Origin of the sequence: Paenibacillus sp. 79R4, assembly GCF_013393165.1 — a bacterium.
In the GTDB taxonomy this organism is placed as follows: Bacteria; Bacillota; Bacilli; order Paenibacillales; family Paenibacillaceae; genus Fontibacillus.
In genome coordinates this window covers 1-18,032 of the sequence record NZ_QJOT01000025.1, presented here as the reverse complement: position 1 = coordinate 18,032, position 18,032 = coordinate 1, and the positions used below count along the sequence as shown (strand labels likewise).

Sequence of the window (18,032 nt, the reverse complement as noted above, 5' to 3'; positions counted from 1 at the left end):
ATAAGAGTGTGCGCCTGTTTGCGTAGTATGCTATGTTATTTAAAGGAAGCATATCCTTCATCGGCCATAACGACGCTGCCGTTAATAGCGCTTGCGTTTGGTGTGGAGAGGAGGTATACCGTATCCGCGATTTGTTCAGGCATAGTCAGCTTATTGCCCATTACTTTGGACTTCATTGCATCAACCAGGCCTTGATCCTTATAGCCTTGGATGATAGGTGTATCTACGGCCCCTGGGGCTACAGCAACAACGCGGATGCCATGAGGAGCGAGTTCAAGAGCTGCAGATTTCGTCATCATAATGACGGCGCCCTTGCTGGCATGATAGGCGAAGGTACCTGGAGAAGCCAGAAATCCAAATACAGAGGCGGTATTGATAATGACACCGTGGATTCCCATTTCTCTCATTTTCTTGCCAGCGGCGATAATCCCATGGGCTACCCCATGCTGGTTTACATTAATGACAGCATGATAGTCTTCCAGCTTCTGGTCCAGAACGGGGGTCAGACGGCCAATCCCGGCGTTATTGAACATTATGTCAATCCGGCCATAGGTTTTAACGGCTTGGTCAACTAGAGCTTCGACATCTTCATATTTCGATACATCGGTTTTTACGAAAATAGCTTCTCCGCCATTTGTCTTGATCTGATCGACGACTGCTTGTCCGGCTTGTTCATTAAAGTCAGCAACGACAACGCGGTCTCCTTCAGCGGCGAACTTCAATGCGGTTGATTTGCCGATTCCACTTGCACTACCTGTAATAACTGCAACTCTCTTAGTATCCATATGAAAACTCCACCTTTCTTGAAGTTGTAATTTATCTTCGAGCTCATTGTAACAAATGTCATTGTTTAATAAAATTTATATATATTTATCTGCAATTAAATATTACTTAATAATTACTATTCAAAAAGCTAGGATTTCCCTACCCCCAAAAGGGCTTTCTGACTACCACAAATTGTGAGAGGCGGGTTGTAAATGAATCTGGAGCAGCTAGAGTATATCGTAGATGTGGCCAAGACGAAATCGCTAACTAAAACGGCGCAGCATGCGCATGTTACTTTGTCTGCTGTCAGTCAATCCATTTCTATGCTTGAGTCTGAACTGGATGTTGTATTGTTCCATCGCTCCCGCGGAATCGGGGCGGTTCCAACGGCTGAGGGGCAGGCATTGATCGAGATTGCGGGCGAAATCATGAATCTTGTGAAGCGTCTGAAGGAGGAAGCGGGCAATTATAGCGAGCGATTAAGCGGGGAGTTGTTCATCGGGACCATCCCTGGACCCATGCACTTGTTAATGGAGTTGATCGCGGATTTCAAAATCGATTATCCGGATGTGAAAATACAGATCATTGAGAAGGGACCGAAAGATATTCTTGATGAACTGCACAATAATCAGATCGATATCGGATTTATCGCGTTGAATGAGAAGCAGATCAATCACACTAAAACACTGCGTTTCGAACGAACCTTTACGGGTAAAATGGTTGTTGGGGTTCGAGCTGATTCTCCGTTGGCTTTGCGCAAGTCCATTCATCCCCGGGAATTGCTGAAATATACGCTCGTGTTATACGACGACGAATATATCAGATCCTACATCACAGAGTTCGTGGCCAAGTTCGGGGAGCTTGATGTTTTGTTCATTTCCAACAATGTTCCGGCGATTCAGAAGGCTGTGTTAGGTGGTCTGGCGTTGACAGTCGGTCTGGATTACTCGTTCAAACATCAAGAGCTGCCTGAGAATATTGTGCCGATTGAGCTGGAGAATCACTATCCGGTATATTATGGCTGGGTAAGTTCGACTCAGAATCAGACCAATCCGATCATTAAGCGGTTCATCCAACGGTTGAAGCATGCCTGATGCAGACTGTTTTCGGTCTGGTTATTTCGATATAACATTGCATGAATTGCTAGGTTACGAACGATCGTTTGTTATGCTACAATAAATTCTTGAATGTCCGCAATCGGACGGAGCGATGATGAGGATATTTAAAGAGGGTATTTTCGGGCAACACTGTCTACGGACAACAACGGATTAAATAATAATGAATTATATGATAAAGGGGTTATTCAGTTTCTATGAGCTTATTGACAGTCGAGAATGTATCTCATAATTTTGGGGATCGCACATTATTTAAGGATGTATCCTTTCGTCTGCTAGCCGGAGAGCATGTAGGTCTGGTCGGGGCGAACGGAGTTGGAAAGTCTACATTAATGAACATCTTGACCGGACAGCAATTGAGGGATTCGGGCAAGGTGGAATGGACGCCGAAGGTTCGCTATGGTTACCTGGATCAGCATTCCAAATTAACGCCAGGAAAGACTGTGCGTGATGTGCTGAAGGATGCTTTTCTGCCGCTGCTTGAATTGGAGAAGGAAATGATGGAGATCACCGAGAAAATGGGTGAAGCCACTCCAGAGGAGCTGGAAGAGCTGCTCCTGCAGATGGGAGATATTCAGGAGCAGCTTGAAATCGGTGATTTCTATCTGATCGATGTGAAGGTTGAAGAGATGGCTAACGGGCTTGGTCTATCGGCGATCGGTTTGGATCGCGATGTATCTGCGCTAAGCGGGGGTCAGCGTACCAAGGTGCTGCTTGCCAAGCTGCTGCTGGAGAAACCTAATGTGTTGCTGCTTGACGAACCTACGAACTATCTGGATGTAGAGCATATTCAGTGGCTTACTAACTATTTGCAGAATTACCCGTATGCCTTCATTCTAATCTCGCATGATACCGAGTTTATGAACCAGGTGGTCAATGTCATCTATCATCTGGAGTTTGCCAAGCTGACTCGCTATACTGCGAACTATAGCAAATTCCTGGATATGGCGGACATCAGCAAAAATCAACATATAGATGCGTATGAGAAGCAGCAGGAATTTATTAAAAAACAGGAAGATTTCATCCAGCGCAACAAAGCTAGATATTCGACTTCTGGACGGGCCAAGAGCCGTGAGAAGCAGCTTGATCGTCTGGAACGGATCGACAAGCCGGAGGAAGCGGCTAAGCCTACCTTTAACTTTAAGGAATCCAGGGCCAGTGGGAAGACGGTATTTGAAGGCATAGACTTTGAAATCGGCTATAGTCATCCGCTGCTGCCCAAAATGTCGATGACGATTGAACGCGGAGAAAAAATCGCTATCGTCGGCTGTAACGGGGTAGGGAAATCAACCCTGCTTAAGACGATTTTAGGTGTGATTCCGCCAGTTAGCGGAAAGACATATCAAGGGGATTTTCTGTTCCCGGCTTATTTTGAACAAGAGGTGCGTCCCGGCAATTCAACGCCTATTGATGATGTGTGGAACGAGTTTCCGCATCTGAACCAGCATGAGGTGCGTGCGCATCTGGCCCGCTGCGGTCTGAAGAATGATCATATTACAAGGCAACTCCGGGCGCTGAGCGGTGGCGAGCAAGCCAAAGTACGGCTCTGCAAGCTGATGATGCGCGAGACGAACTGGATTCTGTTCGACGAACCGACGAACCACCTGGACGTTGTAGCCAAGGAAGAATTGAAGCGCGCGCTCCAGGAATTCAAGGGCACCGTGTTGCTCGTCTCTCACGAACCTGACTTCTACGAAGATTGGGTTACGAAGGTACGGGACGTTGAAGCGTGGTCTAACAAGTAAGTCTTCTCTAACGAAACGTGGTATCGCTAATTAGGCCCAAAAGGGCTGATAAAACATGTAACGAAACTGGGTAACGTTATTGTGGCAAGTTGAAGGGAAAAAGTCGCGATTTTGCTTGAATAGCGATATAGTGTTTCGTTAGAAATTACACACCGCTGTTTTTGCGGAAATAACGTTCTGTAGTTTCGTTAGGTTTCTGTGCGCCGCTGTTTGGTGGGAATATCGACTGTAGTTTCTTTAGGTTTCTGTGCGCCGCCTGTTTGTTGGGAGTATCGATCGGTAATTCCGTTGTTCCGTTGGATTTCTTGCTTAGTCTCTCTAACGAAACGTGGTATCGCTAATTAGGCCCAAAAGGGCTGATAAAAAATGTAACGAAACTGGGTAACGTTATTGCGGCAAGTTGAAGGGAAAAAGCCGTGATTTTGCTCGAATAGCGATATAGTGTTTCGTTAGAAATTACACACCGCTGTTTTTGCGGAAATAACGTTCTGTAGTTTCGTTAGGTTTCTGTGCGCCGCTATTTTGCGGAACACGCTCCATAGTTCCGTTAGGTTTCTGTGAGCCGCTGCTCAGTGGAATTAACGCTCCATAGTTTCGTTAGATTTCTGTGCATCGCTGCTCAGTGGAAATAACGCCCCGGAGTTTCGTTAGAGATCATGATAGAGCGGATTCGCAGGAATCCGGGAAAAAGGGGGAGTTCCGGTGGAGGATCGGTATTCGAGGCAGAAGCTGTTCCGGCCTATAGGAATAGAGGGTCAGCAGAAGATCCTTGACGCCAAGGTACTCATTATTGGGGCGGGAGCGCTTGGGACGGGCCTGGCCGAGTCGTTGGCCCGCTCCGGGATCGGCCATCTGGTGATAGCGGATCGCGATTATGTCGAATGGAGCAATCTTCAGCGCCAGCAGCTGTTCACTGAGGAGGACGCTGCTTCCCGCAAACCGAAGGCCGTAGCGGTGAAGGAGCGGCTTTCCGCCATCAATTCCGAGGTGCAGATCGAAGCGCATGGGCTTGATGTTACGAAGGAAGAGCTGGAGGGGCTGCTTCCCGGTGTTCAGCTCATTCTGGATGCGACGGATAACTTCGATATCCGGCTGCTCATCAATGATATCTCGCAGAAATACCGTATTCCGTGGATTTACGGCGCCTGTGTCGGCAGCTATGGGATGACCTATACAATCCTCCCGGGGGCGACTCCATGTCTGAACTGCCTGCTTGAGATGGTACCGATCGGAGGAGATACATGTGATACGGTTGGCGTTATCCCTTCTGCGGTGCAAATTGTCATTGCGCACCAGGCTACAGAAGCTATCAAGCTCCTGACCGGTCAGGAGGACGCTTTGCGCCGAACGCTGCTGACCTTTGATCTGTGGAAGAATGAGCAGCTGGCGATCAAAGTGGATTCGGCCCGGCGCAGCGACTGTGCTTCTTGCGGTGAAGCGGCGAATTATCCGTATTTATCTGCTGCCGGCACAAGAAAGACAGAGGTGTTGTGCGGCAGAGATACTGTTCAGATCCGTCCTGCGCAGCCCAGGAAAGTGGATTTGCCTGAACTGGCACAGAAATTGGGAAGACTCGATGAAGGATTGGTTGAATTGAATCCTTATCTGCTGTCCTTTTCTGTCGGGGAACATAGAATTGTCTTGTTTGCAGATGGAAGGGCGCTTATTCACGGGACAAAAGAACCGGCTGAAGCCAAAACTATCTATGACCGTTATTTCGGTTAAGGACTGATAACATAAGTTTTCATTTTAATGGCCATTCCTGACTTATACGGGAATGGTTTGTTTATTTTTTGACCACTTTAATAATACGTTATGATTCAAGGCGAACAGAACAGCCTCTTATTTAATAAGGTGGATGGTTCGGAAGGCAGGGGACAATATGAAGGCTAGCTTGCTATTGATCTCAGAGGATAATCATGGGGGAATGAAGTGGCAAAATGACCTGAAGGGAGCAGGATTCAAGGTTCAATTAGTCTTTGATTCGGAGCAACTGGATCGGGAAATCGTCGGAGAGGCGGCAGAGGTGATCTTAATTGCGGGTGAGCTGCCTTTTGTTCTCAAGATGATGACCAGACTAGGTGATGAACCGGCATTTCCGGTTATCGTCCTACAGCGCTCGCCGAAGACAGCGGATACCGTAATGGCATTCCAATATGGCGCGAATGAGGTTGTCAGCGAAAATATAGCCATCGAAGAGCTTAATGCGCGAATCGTCAGCCTAATCCGATTATTTCGCCGCATAATGGATGGTCATTCAGATGAGCTGTCCTTCGAGGATTTACGAATGGAGTTGAAGAGCCGCAAAGTGTTCCGGGCAGGTGAATTGATTCGGCTGACACCGAAAGAGTATGAACTGCTGAGGCATTTGCTCAAAAGAGTAGGAGAGGTCTGCCAAAGAGAGGCGATCCTGCAGGAGGTATGGGGCTATGATTTTGCTACCGGCACGAATGTAGTTGACGTGTATATTAGACATTTGCGCAAGAAGATCGACAAGGGCCGGCCGCGTAAATTGATCCATACCGTGAGAGGAACGGGTTATATGATACAATGAGGGCTGCTCCCTGGCCATATGGCACAGCGGGAGCAGCCCTCGGTTATTGTTAGGGTGATATTGTTAGGGTTTATGCAAGGTTTGGGTGATCAGTTATAAGAAATTGCAAGATTGATAAGGCACTAACTAAACTTGATATTGTTATTGAGTACTAAAGTACACGACGCGCTTTCAGATAAGTCTTCTTCCAGTTGCCGGAGTTCAGATCGGAGATCGTTACGCCTGGTTTGCCGTAAGTGTGCAGGATTTTACCGTTGCCCATATAAACGGCGACATGAGTAACGTTCTTGCCGGTAGCGCGGCTTCCGCTGGAGAAGAATACAAGGTCTCCAGCCTTCAGGTTGCTCTTGGATACGGCTTTGCCGACCTTGGCTTGAGCAGCAGAGGTGCGTGGCAGAGTTACGCCATATTTTTTGAAAATATGCTTCATGAAGGAAGAGCAGTCGAATACTTTTGTAGTAGAAGTAGAAGCGCCGAATTTATAAGGGGTTCCCATAAAGGTCTTGCCATAGTTGACGACTTGCGTTCCCTTGGATGCTGCGGTAGCTTCAGCCGTTGTATTCGAAGACGATGCCGAAGCGGCGTCAACGCCTGTGACCATGAATCCGCCAAATCCGATTGTAGATGCAAGGCCGACAGCCAAAAGTTTTTTGGATATGCTGTTCATTTTCATGTTGTAGTTACCTCCAAATGACTATAAATAGATTTAGTAGTTTGGGTTAACCGAATCTAGTTAACCGGCTCGAGATAAACTATAACAGAACTTTAATCCCCTAATAATTGGAATGGGGTTGCTTAAACTGGATACACCAAGGATTTGAGGGCGATTATTAAAATATGATTAAAGTTACAAAATATTAATTTCTTGACAGATTCATAGTCTTGAAAACAATGAAAAAACCTTGGTTCTCCAAGGTTTTTATACAATAGCATATCCGATTTTCAAAAGTTACAATTTTGTATTAATTGCATTTCAGTCTTTACTTTGAATAATCAATAACAGGCCGCTGGCAACGGAAATCGTTCCTGTCTTGTCTTCCAGGCGGTTGCTTACAGCGAGGGATTGACCCATTATTAATGTGGCATTATGTAATGGATATTGAAAGCCTGTCAAATCAATGCCTGTTACCTCGGGAGTGACGGGCAATAAAGAGACATAGGTGAAGCCCTGGTCCTGAATTGCAATAGTTGAATCGGTTAAGGTTACATAATTGTTGTGATCCCGAATGGCGCATGGAATATGGTGCTCCAGGCCTTTAACTAACAGGTGAATATTAGCCAGTGTATGGTCGAGTCTCGAACCGGTAACACCGAACAGGACAATCTGTTCCGGCCGCTGCTCTACGGCGATATCGAAGGCAAGCTCCGTATCGGTCAGATCTTTGTTAATTGCATCGCAAGCCAGCATTTGCTCACTGTGTCCAGTGATGTTCTCCAATTCAATCGGACTTACAGAATCGAAGTCGCCGACAGAGTAATGGGGCCTGATACCATGATCGACGAGGAATAAAGCTCCCCGGTCCGCACCAATGATCAGATCATCTGAATGGATTTCTTCTATAAAAGAGGGATCGATCGATCCTCCGGCAAAAATAAGTACACGTTGTGCTGCCATCCCTACTCTTCCTTTCTATATCACGCTTTGCGCCTTTGTTCAGTATAAGTTAAATTTATCCCTTGCACAATTAATGGAAGCGAGTCTACAATGGATTAAGCAATGAGATGAGACGTGAAGGAAGGGCAGTGACGTACGGGGCATGGAACTATTTGAAATATTCAGCGTTATAGGCACGGTTGCCTTTGCGTTGTCTGGCGCTTATGTGGCGATGGAAGAGGAGTACGACATTCTTGGAGTACTTGTATTAGGTTTAGTTACGGCTTTTGGCGGAGGAATCGTCCGCAATATCGTCATCGGTGTCCCGGTTACCATGTTATGGTCCCAGGGAGGACTTCTTCTACTGGCAATTATATCGATTGTTATCGCGTTTATCCTGCCTTTATCGTGGATTCACCACTGGAAGAAGACAGAGGCCTGGTTCGATGCCATCGGACTGGCGGCATTTGCTATTCAAGGAGCGCTCTATGCGACAGGTATGAAGCATCCGATTCTGGCCGTGGTTGTCGCCGCGATGCTAACAGGGATCGGAGGCGGGATTATCCGCGATCTGTTGGCCGGACGCAAGCCGCTTGTATTGCGGGAGGAGATTTATGCAGTCTGGTCTATTGTCGCTGGACTTGTCATCGGGCTTGGCATTGCCAAGTCGACCGTAAGCTTGCTGGTGTTATTTATCCTGGTGGTCTCCTTCCGGATGCTGTCCGTCTATTATAAATGGAAGCTGCCGCGCCGTTCGCTAAAGTATGGAACTGTAGCAAATAATCCTCCGGTGAATCAGGATAACAAGAACGATCAGACGAAGGCGCAAATGTAGCATAATGTACTATTATAAAGTATAGAAATGAAACTCAATAAAGACAGAGCGAGCTGCAAGGGTTGATCGTTGATCCCCCGCGGCCCGCTCTTATTTTATATCGCTTATTATTTTAGAAAATACATCAATGCCTCAGGCAGCTCTTTCTGCCAAAATCCCCATAAATGCTGGCCATCCTTCTCGAAATATTTCACCTTGGCGCCTCGTTCTTCAAGCAGCTTCTTCGCTTCGCGATTCAACTCCACGAAATTATAGGTTCCAAATGAATTGGTAAACTTGTCTTCTTGTAAACCGATAATCATATATAGGGAAAGATAGGATAAATCCTGTTCGGCGGCAATCAATTTCAAGGATGGTTCATAGTATGCTCCGGACATGCTGATGATTTTGGAAAACAGTGTGCGGTTTTTCATAGCGATATGTAAAGATACAGAACCGCCGAGCGAGTCTCCAGCGAGAATGCGCTCTTGTGCTGTACGGCGAACGGGATAATTGCGTTCTACAAAGGGAATAATTTCTTCAATAAAGCATGCGGTATAAGCCTCAAACCGATCTCCTTCCGGAGAATATTCCGCGGTACGAACGGAGGTGTCTACTTCTACGCCAACGATAATAAACGGATCCACATCTTCATCTAAAATCAGCTGATTTGCGGTTGTGGCTATGCGTCCGAAGTTAAAAAACTCTTCGCCATCCTGGCAGTAAACCACCGGATAACTGATCACTTCATTATAGCCAGGGGGCAGGTAGATCCGCAGAGATCGTTTCTCTCCCAGATGCTTACTATCGATTTCTTCTTTAATAATGGTTCGTTTCAGATAGCGCGAATCTGTCATTTTGCAGGTACACTCCTTTTGCTTTGCAGATGTATTTAAGTTAACATAACCATTAGGACAAGTGTTACATACATCCGCAAATCTTGATTTCTGTTACATAAATTTGATTAAGCTGTTATACAAACAAAAATAATTATTTTAGTTATTTAAGCGCATTTCCTTTGACTTAACGACTAAAACAGTTGTATAATAATTCTATAACAGAGATCAATGATATTCAAATCTTTTGTCGAGGTGAAAAAAATGAGCAAGATTCCTTATGAAGTATATACGGAGGACGTCGAAGCTTTGTCCGTGTTGTCGCCTGACGGTGAAATTATAAACAAAGCAAAAGCTCCTGACTTAACCGATGATCAATTGAAAGAACTTATGTATCGCATGGTATTTACCCGTACTTGGGACGATCGTGCAGTAAACCTGGGCCGTCAAGGACGCCTGGGCTTCTATGCGCCTGTTTCCGGTCAAGAAGCTACAATGGTAGGTAGTGAATTCGCACTGGAGAAGGAAGATTTCGTCTGCCCTGGCTACCGCGACATGCCGCAGCTTGTATGGCACGGACTTCCTCTTTATCAAGCCTTTTTGTATTCCCGTGGACATCAACATGGTGGACAAATTCCTGAGGGCGTAAATGTATTAATGCCGCAAATCATCATCGGTGCTCAAGTGCTTCATGCAATGGGTATTGCGATGGGCTTCAAATTGAAGCAGCAGAAGCATGTAGCTATCACTTATACGGGTGACGGCGGTTCTTCCGAAGGCGACTTCTATGAAGCGCTGAACTATGCTGGAGTATTCAATCTTCCGGTTATTTTCTTCGTGCAAAATAACGGCTATGCTATTACAACTCCTTTCGCTAAGCAAACCGCAGCTAAGTCGATCGCTCACAAAGCGGTTGCTGCAGGCATCCGCGGTATCAAAGTTGACGGTATGGACGTATTTGCTGTAATTAGCGCTGTACGTGAAGCTGCCGATCGCGCTCGCAATGGAGAGGGAGCAACGCTGATCGAAGCCGTTACTTACCGTTTCCGTCCGCACTCCTTGTCTGACGATACTTCCAAATATCGTACGAAGGAAGAAGAAGGGCAATGGAACGAGAAGGATCCAATTGCTCGTCTTGCTAAGTATTTGGAGAAGAAGGGCCTTTGGACTGATGAAGATACAGCTCGTGTCAAGGATGAAGCTAAGGCTAAAGTAAATGAGCAAATCAAGAAAGCTGAACAAACCGAGAAGATGACAGTTTCCGGCTTGATCGACAGCATGTTCGAGACAACTCCTAAACATTTGGAAGCTCAGAAGGCTGAGTTTCAAAAATAATTAATATTAACCCGCAAGGGATAAAAGCTGATTGGTTGTTCTAGTTCTAGTGAGGAGGAAATGAAGCAATGGCACAAATGAATATGAAAGAAGCAATTCGCGATGCGATGCGCGTAGAGATGAAACGGGATCCAAACGTACTTATTTTCGGCGAAGACGTTGGCCATGCCGGCGGCGTATTCCGTGTAACAGAAGGTTTGCAGCAAGAATTCGGAGATCAGCGTGTGATCGATACTCCGCTTGCTGAATCGGCTATCGGCGGTATGGCGGTAGGCCTTGGCGTTCAAGGCTTCCGCCCGATCGCGGAGATTCAATTCGTAGGTTTTATCTTTGAAGCGCTTGACCAAATTCTTGTTCAAGCTGCACGTATGCGTTACCGTTCCGGCGGCCGTTATCATTCGCCGATCGTGTTCCGCACTCCTTTTGGCGGTGGGGTAAAAGCAGCAGAGCTGCACACAGACTCCCTTGAAGGCCTGATCGCACAAACTCCAGGTATTAAATTGGTCATTCCTTCGAATCCTTATGATGCCAAAGGTTTGCTGATCTCGGCGATCCGTGACAATGATCCGGTTTTCTTCATGGAGCATTTGAACCTGTACCATGCGTTCCGTGATGAAGTTCCTGAAGGTGAATACACAGTAGAGCTTGGCAAGGCTAATGTAGTTCGTGAAGGCTCCGATGTAACGATTCTTTCTTATGGCTTGATGGTTCATACAGCGGTTAAAGCTGCTGAAGAGCTTGAGAAGAACGGCATCAAAGCTGAAGTGATTGATCTGCGTACCTTGGTACCGCTCGATATCGATACGATTCTTGCTTCTGTGAAGAAGACGAACCGCGTTATCATTGTTCAGGAAGCTCAAAAATCCGCTGGTATCGCTGCAGAAGTCATCGCTCAAATCAATGAGCATGCTATTCTGCATTTGGAAGCTCCTGTGCTTCGCGTATCTGCTCCGGATACTGTATATCCGTTCGCTCAAATCGAAGATCAATGGCTTCCAACACCTGCCCGTATTATCGAAGGTGTTCATAAAGTACTCGAATTTTAATTAAAACGTAAGTTATAGGAGGTCCTCCAGGTGGCAAAATTTGAATATCGGTTCCCAGAGCTTGGTGAAGGGTTGCATGAAGGCGAAATTATTAAAATGCACATCAAGCCTGGCGACAAAGTAACTGACGAAGACATTATCATGGAAGTACAAAACGACAAGGCTGTCGTTGAAGTTCCTTGTCCGGTAGAAGGAACAGTTCAAGAAGTGTTCGGTACGGACGGCGCTATTTTCCGCGTAGGTCAAGTGGTTGCTATTATCGATGCAACTGGCGATATTCCTGAGCAAGATACTCCGGCTGAAGAAGAAGCGGCACCAGCTCCGGCGCCAGCGGCTGAAGCAGCACCAGCCCCTGCGGCAGCTCCGGCAGCAGCAGAAGCTCCGGCAGCACCTAACCGTGAAGTGTTGGCAACTCCAAGCGTACGCAAATTCGCTCGTGAGCAAGGCATTGATATCACGCAAGTCACGGGCACAGGCAAAGCTGGCAAGATCACTCGCGAAGACGTTGAAGCGTTCAAGAACGGTGGCGCAGCTCCGGCAGCACCAGCAGCTTCCGCAGATGCGGGTCAAGCAGCCGAAGCGGCAGCCCCTGCAGCAGCGGCAGTATCAACTCCGGCTGGCGAAGAAGAACGCGTTCCATTCAAGGGGATTCGTAAGGCGATCGCTAATGCGATGGTTAAATCGGCTTACACAGCTCCGCACGTTACAATTATGGACGAAGTGGACGTAACGGATCTGGTTGAATTCCGCAAACGTATGAAGCCAGTAGCTGAGAAGAAGGGCATCAAGGTTACTTACCTGCCATTTATCGTGAAGGCACTTGTTGCAGCTTCCCGTAAATTCCCGGCTCTGAACGCTACAATTGATGAAGCCAACAATGAAATTGTATATAAGAAACACTATGACATCGGTATTGCTACCGATACAGACAACGGCTTGATCGTTCCTGTAATCAAGGAAGCTGATCGCAAGAGCATCTGGATGATCGCTGAAGCTATTACTGATCTGGCAACTCGCGGTCGTGAAGGCAAATTGTCCGCTGCGGAAATGAAGGGCAGCACGATCTCGATCACAAATATCGGCTCCGCCGGCGGTATGTTCTTCACTCCAATCATCAACTACCCTGAAGTTGCTATTCTGGGTACAGGCCGTATTACAGAGAAGCCGGTTGTCAAGAACGGAGAGATCGTTGTTGCTCCGGTAATGGCTCTGTCTCTCAGCTTCGACCATCGTCTGATCGACGGTGCAACAGCTCAAAACTTTATGAACTACATCAAACAACTGCTTGGCAACCCTGAGCTGCTTGTTATGGAGGTGTAACAACATGGTAGTAGGAGACGCTTCAATCGATATCGATACACTAGTTGTAGGTGCTGGTCCTGGTGGATATGTGGCGGCAATTCGTGCCGCCCAGCTCGGCCAAAAGGTCATCATCGCTGATAAATCGGAACTCGGCGGTGTGTGCTTGAACCGCGGCTGTATTCCTTCCAAAGCGCTGATCGCGGCTGCTCACTCTTATGAGTCCGCTAAGCATGCTGACGTATTTGGTGTAACTGCTGAGAATGTAACCGTAGACTTCGCCAAGACACAGGAATTCAAGAACAGCGTTGTTAACAAAATGACTCAAGGTGTTACGGGTCTGCTCAAAGGCAACAAGGTCGAAGTGTTCAAAGGCGAAATCATGTTTATCAATGATTCGGAAGCTCGCGCATTTAACGATCATGAATCTTTGCGCTATCGCTTCAAGCACTGTATCCTGGCAACAGGCTCCCGTCCAATCGAATTGAAGCCATTCCCATTCGGCGGACGTATCCTGTCCTCGACAGAAGCTTTGAACCTGCAAGAAATCCCTGGCAGCCTTGTCGTTATCGGCGGCGGCGTTATTGGTGCCGAGCTGGGTCAAATGTTCTCGAAGTTCGGTACGAAGGTAACGATCATTGAAGGCACGGATGCAATCCTTCCTGGCCTTGATAAGGATATGACTCGTCTCGTGGCGAAGGGCATGGAGAAGACAGGCATTGAAATTGTAACGAATGCTATGGCTGAAGGTGCTGAGCAAACGGATAAGAGTGTTACGGTTAAATACTCTGTGAATGGTGAAGCCAAAGAAGTTACCGCAGACTACCTGCTTGTCACAGTGGGCCGTCGTCCTAATACCGATGGCGATCTTGGTCTTGATCTGGCTAACATCGAATTAACGGATCGCGGTATGGTGAAAGTAGACCATCAAGGTCGCAGTGTAAGCAATCCTAAAGTATTCGCGATCGGCGACATCGTTCCGGGTCTTGCACTGGCTCATAAAGCTTCGTACGAAGGTAAAGTGGCTGCGGAAGCTATCTCTGGCTTGCCATCTGTCATTGACTACAAAGGCATGCCGGCTGTCGTATTCTCGGATCCTGAATGCGCAAGCGTGGGCTACACCGAAAAAGAAGCTAAGGAAAAAGGCTTCAAGGTTAAAGCCGGCAAATTCCCGTTTGCCGCTAACGGACGTGCAACTTCCGTAAATGCTCCTGATGGCTTCATCAAGATTGTAGCTAATGAAGAGAACAACGTTGTACTGGGCGCACAAATCGTCGGCATCGAAGCTTCCAACCTCATCGCTGAGCTTGGTCTTGCGGTTGAAATGGGTGCAACGCTTGAGGATATCTCTTTGACAGTTCATGCTCACCCAACCCTTGGTGAGATCGTTATGGAAACGGCTGAACTTGTAGAAGGCCATCCAATTCATATGGTTTCTCGTTAAGGCAAGGTTTTAACCATTTATCAACTCAAAATCCTATAGCAGGATTTCTCCTAAGCTTATTGTTAAGGCAAGACCATTAGGGTCTTGCCTTTTTTTTGCTGAAAATAAGCTGAAGCATGCTGCAAGTTATACTTACTGCGCCAAGCCAAAACAGCCAATGGACGGCGGTTAAGTATGAAGAGACGATGAGCAGCAGTGCGATGGTGATAGATACATAATAATCAACGCTGCTGGGTTTCTTCCGAATGAGATTTTTTGTTTTTGAAGCAGCTTCTTGGACTTTACTGCTTGCATAATCCGTTTTTTCCTTAATTTGATTCGCGGCTTCTTTTACTTTTTGCTGAGGCGTTCTATTCATATAGATTTTATTCATGATTCATTCCTCCATATCGCCGTCTGGCGAATTCAGATAACACCCTTTCCAGAGCGTCGGCTGTAATCAACGGGGCCGTCTTATCGGTTTCCAGATTCGCATTCTGCTCAAATCCATCCAGTTCCTCACCATCAAAGCGATATAATTTCTGCAATAACCTCCAGAAGGATTCAATTTCGTCTGAGGTGAAGTCATGGAACATATCCGCCAGAAAGTAAGTGGACCTCTCGGAGCAGGCAATTAACGCTTGTTTACCTTTAGGTGTAATTTCAACATTGATAGAGCGTTTATCCGATGGGTTTGGTACCGTCTGAACATAACCCTTGTTCGCTAAGCTTGTAATTAGCTTGTTCGCCGTCTGCTTAGAGGTACCCAGCTTTTTGGCGATATTCATTAATGTGGTATCTACGACAGGTAAGTGGGCGATAGCAATCAGCGCCATATGCTGCCGCGAAGTTAATATTTCCAGCGTCTCATCTCCCCGTATTTGGACCTTATTAACTACCGAAAATAATGTGGCATAGCTCTGCTGCATGAAATGCAGCTCCTGCAATAAGCGGTTGATATCCATAAGAGGCTCCTTTAAAAATTAGTAACCATGTTGACTATATTAGAATACCTCATTGATAACGATAAGTCAACATGTTGACTATATTTGTAATATACCGTCGTCTACTCTTAATTCATGAAACATGAATAACTTGTTTGATTCTGGAATGTTATGAAATATAATGTATTCTAACAAGACTCTATCTAATAATCTTATATCGCGAGGTTACCCATGATTAGAAGATTAAGATTACGGACATTAGTAATAGGCGGATGTATCACCTTTTTCTTTGTCGTATTGATGATAAGGGTATTCTGGTTACAGGTGATGGAGACGGAATTCTGGACGGCGTATGCGGAGCAGCAATGGTCCAGAAAGCAAACCCTGTACGCAACCCGGGGGACGATTACGGATCGCAACGGCGAGGTTCTGGCGATGATGGCCCCTGCTTATACGGTATCCGTGAATCCGAAGCTGATTCATAGTCTGGGCTTGCAGGAGGAAGTGGCTGAAGGTCTTAGTGAGGCGCTTGGCAAGAACAAAGCCGACCTCATCAAGCTAGTAAATGCGAAAAATAAAGAGGGCAGCTTCTATGTACAGCGCGAGGTGCGTTATGAAGGCTACAGGATCGATCAGGCTCTGAGGGATCAAGTCGAGCTCTTGGCCCGGAAGCTGAAGGACAAGCATGGGCTGGATGATGTAGGCATCTACCTGACCAAGGAGCAGAAACGTTTTTATCCTTGGAAGAGTCTGGCTGCCCATGTGCTGGGTTATGTGGATCGTGACGGGATTGCCATATCCGGTCTGGAGTCATTATACGACGAGGAATTAAAGGGGCAGGACGGCTCTTTTGAATATAAAAGCGATGGCCGGGGAATTACGGTTACAAGGGCGGATGAGATATTCAATCCAGCCAAAAACGGCATGAATATCGAACTGACGATCGACCATACGATCCAATATTATATTGAAGAAGCGATGAAGGAAGCTTTCGATGAGCTGAAGCCGATTAGCATGACCGTAATTGCCGCAGATCCGAAGACGATGGAAATATTGGGCATGGCAAATCTGCCTACCTATAATCCGAATGAATACTGGCTGGAGGATGATCTGGGCAATTTCTACAATCATGCGATCAAGTCGGTGTATGAGCCAGGTTCGACCTTCAAGATCGTCACCTTAGCAGGGGCGGTACAAGAGGATTTATTCGATCCGAAGGCCAGATATATGTCGGGAAGCATCCGGGTGCCAGGTCAAACCTTGCATGATATTAAGCGTTTGGGCTGGGGGGAGATCGACTATCTGGAAGGAGTTATGCGCTCGAGTAATGTGGCCTTCGTTAAGCTCGGCTATGAAATGCTCGGACCAGAGCGATTGAAGCAGTATGTGGATCATTTCGGATTCGGGCAGAAGACAGGCATCGAACTGCCTGGTGAAGCGGCGGGTGTAGTAAGCCCGGAACAGCCATCCGAATATGCCACTATGTCATACGGGCATGGCAAACTGATGGTTACACCCCTGCAACAGCTGGCAGCAGTAGGCGCTGTGGCCAACGGGGGCATGCTGCTTAAGCCTCATATCATTAAATCGATCACCGATCCCCAATCTGGAGAAGTCACCAAGACTCAGCCAGAGCCTGTTCGTCAAGTGATCTCCGCGGACAAAGCCAAGGAGGTCGGGGAATATCTGGAGCAGGTTGTATCTAACAGTGAATACGGAACCGGGCGTCGAGCTTATATTGATGGCTACCGCGTTGCCGGCAAGACGGGTACAGCCGTTAAGCCTTTCAAGGGGCAATACGATTATACCAAGCAGGTCGTGTCTTTTATCGGATATGCGCCGGTCGATGACCCTAAGGTCGTGATGCTGGTTCTGATCGATGAACCAATGGACTCGGATCTGGGCGGGGGCAAGGCAGCAGCCCCGATATTCAAGAAAATTATGAACCAGATGCTCCAGTATATGGGCGTGCGGAAGACCATTACAGAGCCTGGGGACGATGGGGTTGGCGAGAAAACAGCAATGCTTAGGACTCCCGATTTAAGCAAACTAACTTTACAGCAGGCATTAACCGAGCTTCGCGATACGGACATCCCTTATGCCTTACTGGGGAACGGGAAGGAGCTTGTCTCGCAATTTCCGAAACCGGGAAGCTTATTGGTGAAGGGACAGCAAATATATCTTCTGACGGAGGCCGTAGACCATATCCAAATTCCCGATCTCAAGGGCCATTCGCTTCGCGATGCGCTGGAATTGTTATCCGTGCTGAATATTTATGTTACCTTTGAGGGAGAAGGCTTTGTCGTCTCACAGTCGGTCTTGGAAGACAGCGTGAATAAGCAGGTGAAGCTTGTGCTTGAACCCCCGGGCGGAGTGCGCAGCGAGAGTGAGGAAGATGAGGAAGCGATCGAGGCAGAGAGTGAAGATACGGGGTAAGGGCGGGCCGTGAGGCTCGCTCTTCTGTTATTATGGCTTAAGCCAGTTGAGCTCGCGAAGCGTGCGAAACAGAAAACCACCTGCTATGCGGGTGGTGTAGTCCATGCTTATAGCAAAAAACCACCT

General features: G+C 47.1%; 16 protein-coding genes. 10 read left to right on the top strand and 6 right to left on the bottom strand.

Going from position 1 to position 18,032, the window contains the following annotated elements; translation table 11 throughout:
* Positions 1 to 35: 35 nt before the first annotated feature.
* A complete protein-coding gene (locus DMN77_RS22475) occupies positions 36 to 785 on the bottom strand; it encodes an SDR family NAD(P)-dependent oxidoreductase (RefSeq protein ID WP_068781558.1) in 750 nt (249 codons plus the stop codon).
* Between the two features lie 192 nt (positions 786 to 977).
* On the opposite strand from DMN77_RS22475, the gene DMN77_RS22470 reads away from it, so the two are divergent.
* From DMN77_RS22470 to DMN77_RS22455, 4 genes are all read left to right on the top strand, one after another.
* Positions 978 to 1,859: a LysR family transcriptional regulator gene (locus DMN77_RS22470; RefSeq protein ID WP_068781557.1), complete on the top strand. Its 882-nt coding sequence runs from the start codon at positions 978 to 980 to the stop codon at positions 1,857 to 1,859.
* Between the two features lie 218 nt (positions 1,860 to 2,077).
* Complete coding sequence (locus tag DMN77_RS22465; RefSeq protein ID WP_179016350.1) at positions 2,078 to 3,625, top strand: ABC-F family ATP-binding cassette domain-containing protein; 1,548 nt, start codon at positions 2,078 to 2,080, stop codon at positions 3,623 to 3,625.
* A gap of 702 nt (positions 3,626 to 4,327) precedes the next feature.
* Positions 4,328 to 5,350 (top strand): MoeB/ThiF family adenylyltransferase, encoded by a 1,023-nt coding sequence (locus DMN77_RS22460; protein WP_372776435.1) that lies wholly within the window; start codon positions 4,328 to 4,330, stop codon positions 5,348 to 5,350.
* 157 nt (positions 5,351 to 5,507) lie between these two features.
* Complete coding sequence (locus DMN77_RS22455; RefSeq protein WP_068781590.1) at positions 5,508 to 6,179, top strand: winged helix-turn-helix domain-containing protein; 672 nt, start codon at positions 5,508 to 5,510, stop codon at positions 6,177 to 6,179.
* A gap of 151 nt (positions 6,180 to 6,330) precedes the next feature.
* On the opposite strand, the gene DMN77_RS22450 is transcribed toward DMN77_RS22455, so the two are convergent.
* Positions 6,331 to 6,852 carry a C40 family peptidase gene (locus DMN77_RS22450; protein ID WP_068781554.1) on the bottom strand — a complete coding sequence of 174 codons (522 nt, stop codon included), beginning with the start codon at positions 6,850 to 6,852 and terminating at the stop codon, positions 6,331 to 6,333.
* A 300-nt stretch (positions 6,853 to 7,152) separates the two neighbouring features.
* Complete coding sequence (locus tag DMN77_RS22445) at positions 7,153 to 7,794, bottom strand: thiamine diphosphokinase (RefSeq protein ID WP_179016349.1); 642 nt, start codon at positions 7,792 to 7,794, stop codon at positions 7,153 to 7,155.
* Between the two features lie 142 nt (positions 7,795 to 7,936).
* Between DMN77_RS22445 and DMN77_RS22440 the strand changes: the two genes are divergently transcribed.
* Positions 7,937 to 8,608, top strand: a complete 672-nt coding sequence (locus DMN77_RS22440) for a trimeric intracellular cation channel family protein (RefSeq protein WP_179016348.1) — start codon at positions 7,937 to 7,939, stop codon at positions 8,606 to 8,608.
* Positions 8,609 to 8,715: 107 nt separating this feature from the next.
* Here the strand turns inward: DMN77_RS22440 and DMN77_RS22435 are convergent, their stop codons facing one another.
* Positions 8,716 to 9,444 carry an alpha/beta hydrolase gene (locus tag DMN77_RS22435; protein ID WP_068781551.1) on the bottom strand — a complete coding sequence of 243 codons (729 nt, stop codon included), beginning with the start codon at positions 9,442 to 9,444 and terminating at the stop codon, positions 8,716 to 8,718.
* 243 nt (positions 9,445 to 9,687) lie between these two features.
* On the opposite strand from DMN77_RS22435, the gene pdhA reads away from it, so the two are divergent.
* The 4 genes from pdhA (at position 9,688) to lpdA (ending at position 14,547) form a co-directional block, all read left to right on the top strand.
* Positions 9,688 to 10,758, top strand: a complete 1,071-nt coding sequence (pdhA, locus tag DMN77_RS22430; RefSeq protein ID WP_068781550.1) for a pyruvate dehydrogenase (acetyl-transferring) E1 component subunit alpha — start codon at positions 9,688 to 9,690, stop codon at positions 10,756 to 10,758.
* A gap of 68 nt (positions 10,759 to 10,826) precedes the next feature.
* Positions 10,827 to 11,804 carry an alpha-ketoacid dehydrogenase subunit beta gene (locus DMN77_RS22425; RefSeq protein WP_068781549.1) on the top strand — a complete coding sequence of 326 codons (978 nt, stop codon included), beginning with the start codon at positions 10,827 to 10,829 and terminating at the stop codon, positions 11,802 to 11,804.
* 30 nt (positions 11,805 to 11,834) lie between these two features.
* A complete protein-coding gene (locus tag DMN77_RS22420; RefSeq protein WP_068781548.1) occupies positions 11,835 to 13,124 on the top strand; it encodes a dihydrolipoamide acetyltransferase family protein in 1,290 nt (429 codons plus the stop codon).
* A gap of 4 nt (positions 13,125 to 13,128) precedes the next feature.
* Positions 13,129 to 14,547, top strand: coding sequence for a dihydrolipoyl dehydrogenase (gene lpdA, locus DMN77_RS22415; protein WP_068781547.1), 1,419 nt, complete (start codon positions 13,129 to 13,131; stop codon positions 14,545 to 14,547).
* Between the two features lie 76 nt (positions 14,548 to 14,623).
* Here lpdA and DMN77_RS22410 read toward each other — a convergent pair whose 3' ends face one another.
* On the bottom strand, positions 14,624 to 14,920 hold the full coding sequence (locus tag DMN77_RS22410; protein WP_068781546.1) for a hypothetical protein: 297 nt from the start codon (positions 14,918 to 14,920) through the stop codon (positions 14,624 to 14,626).
* Positions 14,913 to 15,491 carry a MarR family winged helix-turn-helix transcriptional regulator gene (locus DMN77_RS22405; protein ID WP_068781545.1) on the bottom strand — a complete coding sequence of 193 codons (579 nt, stop codon included), beginning with the start codon at positions 15,489 to 15,491 and terminating at the stop codon, positions 14,913 to 14,915. The genes DMN77_RS22410 and DMN77_RS22405 overlap by 8 nt, the downstream gene beginning before the upstream one ends.
* A 210-nt stretch (positions 15,492 to 15,701) precedes the next feature.
* On the opposite strand from DMN77_RS22405, the gene DMN77_RS22400 reads away from it, so the two are divergent.
* Positions 15,702 to 17,906: a penicillin-binding protein gene (locus DMN77_RS22400; protein ID WP_179016347.1), complete on the top strand. Its 2,205-nt coding sequence runs from the start codon at positions 15,702 to 15,704 to the stop codon at positions 17,904 to 17,906.
* Positions 17,907 to 18,032: the final 126 nt, after the last annotated feature.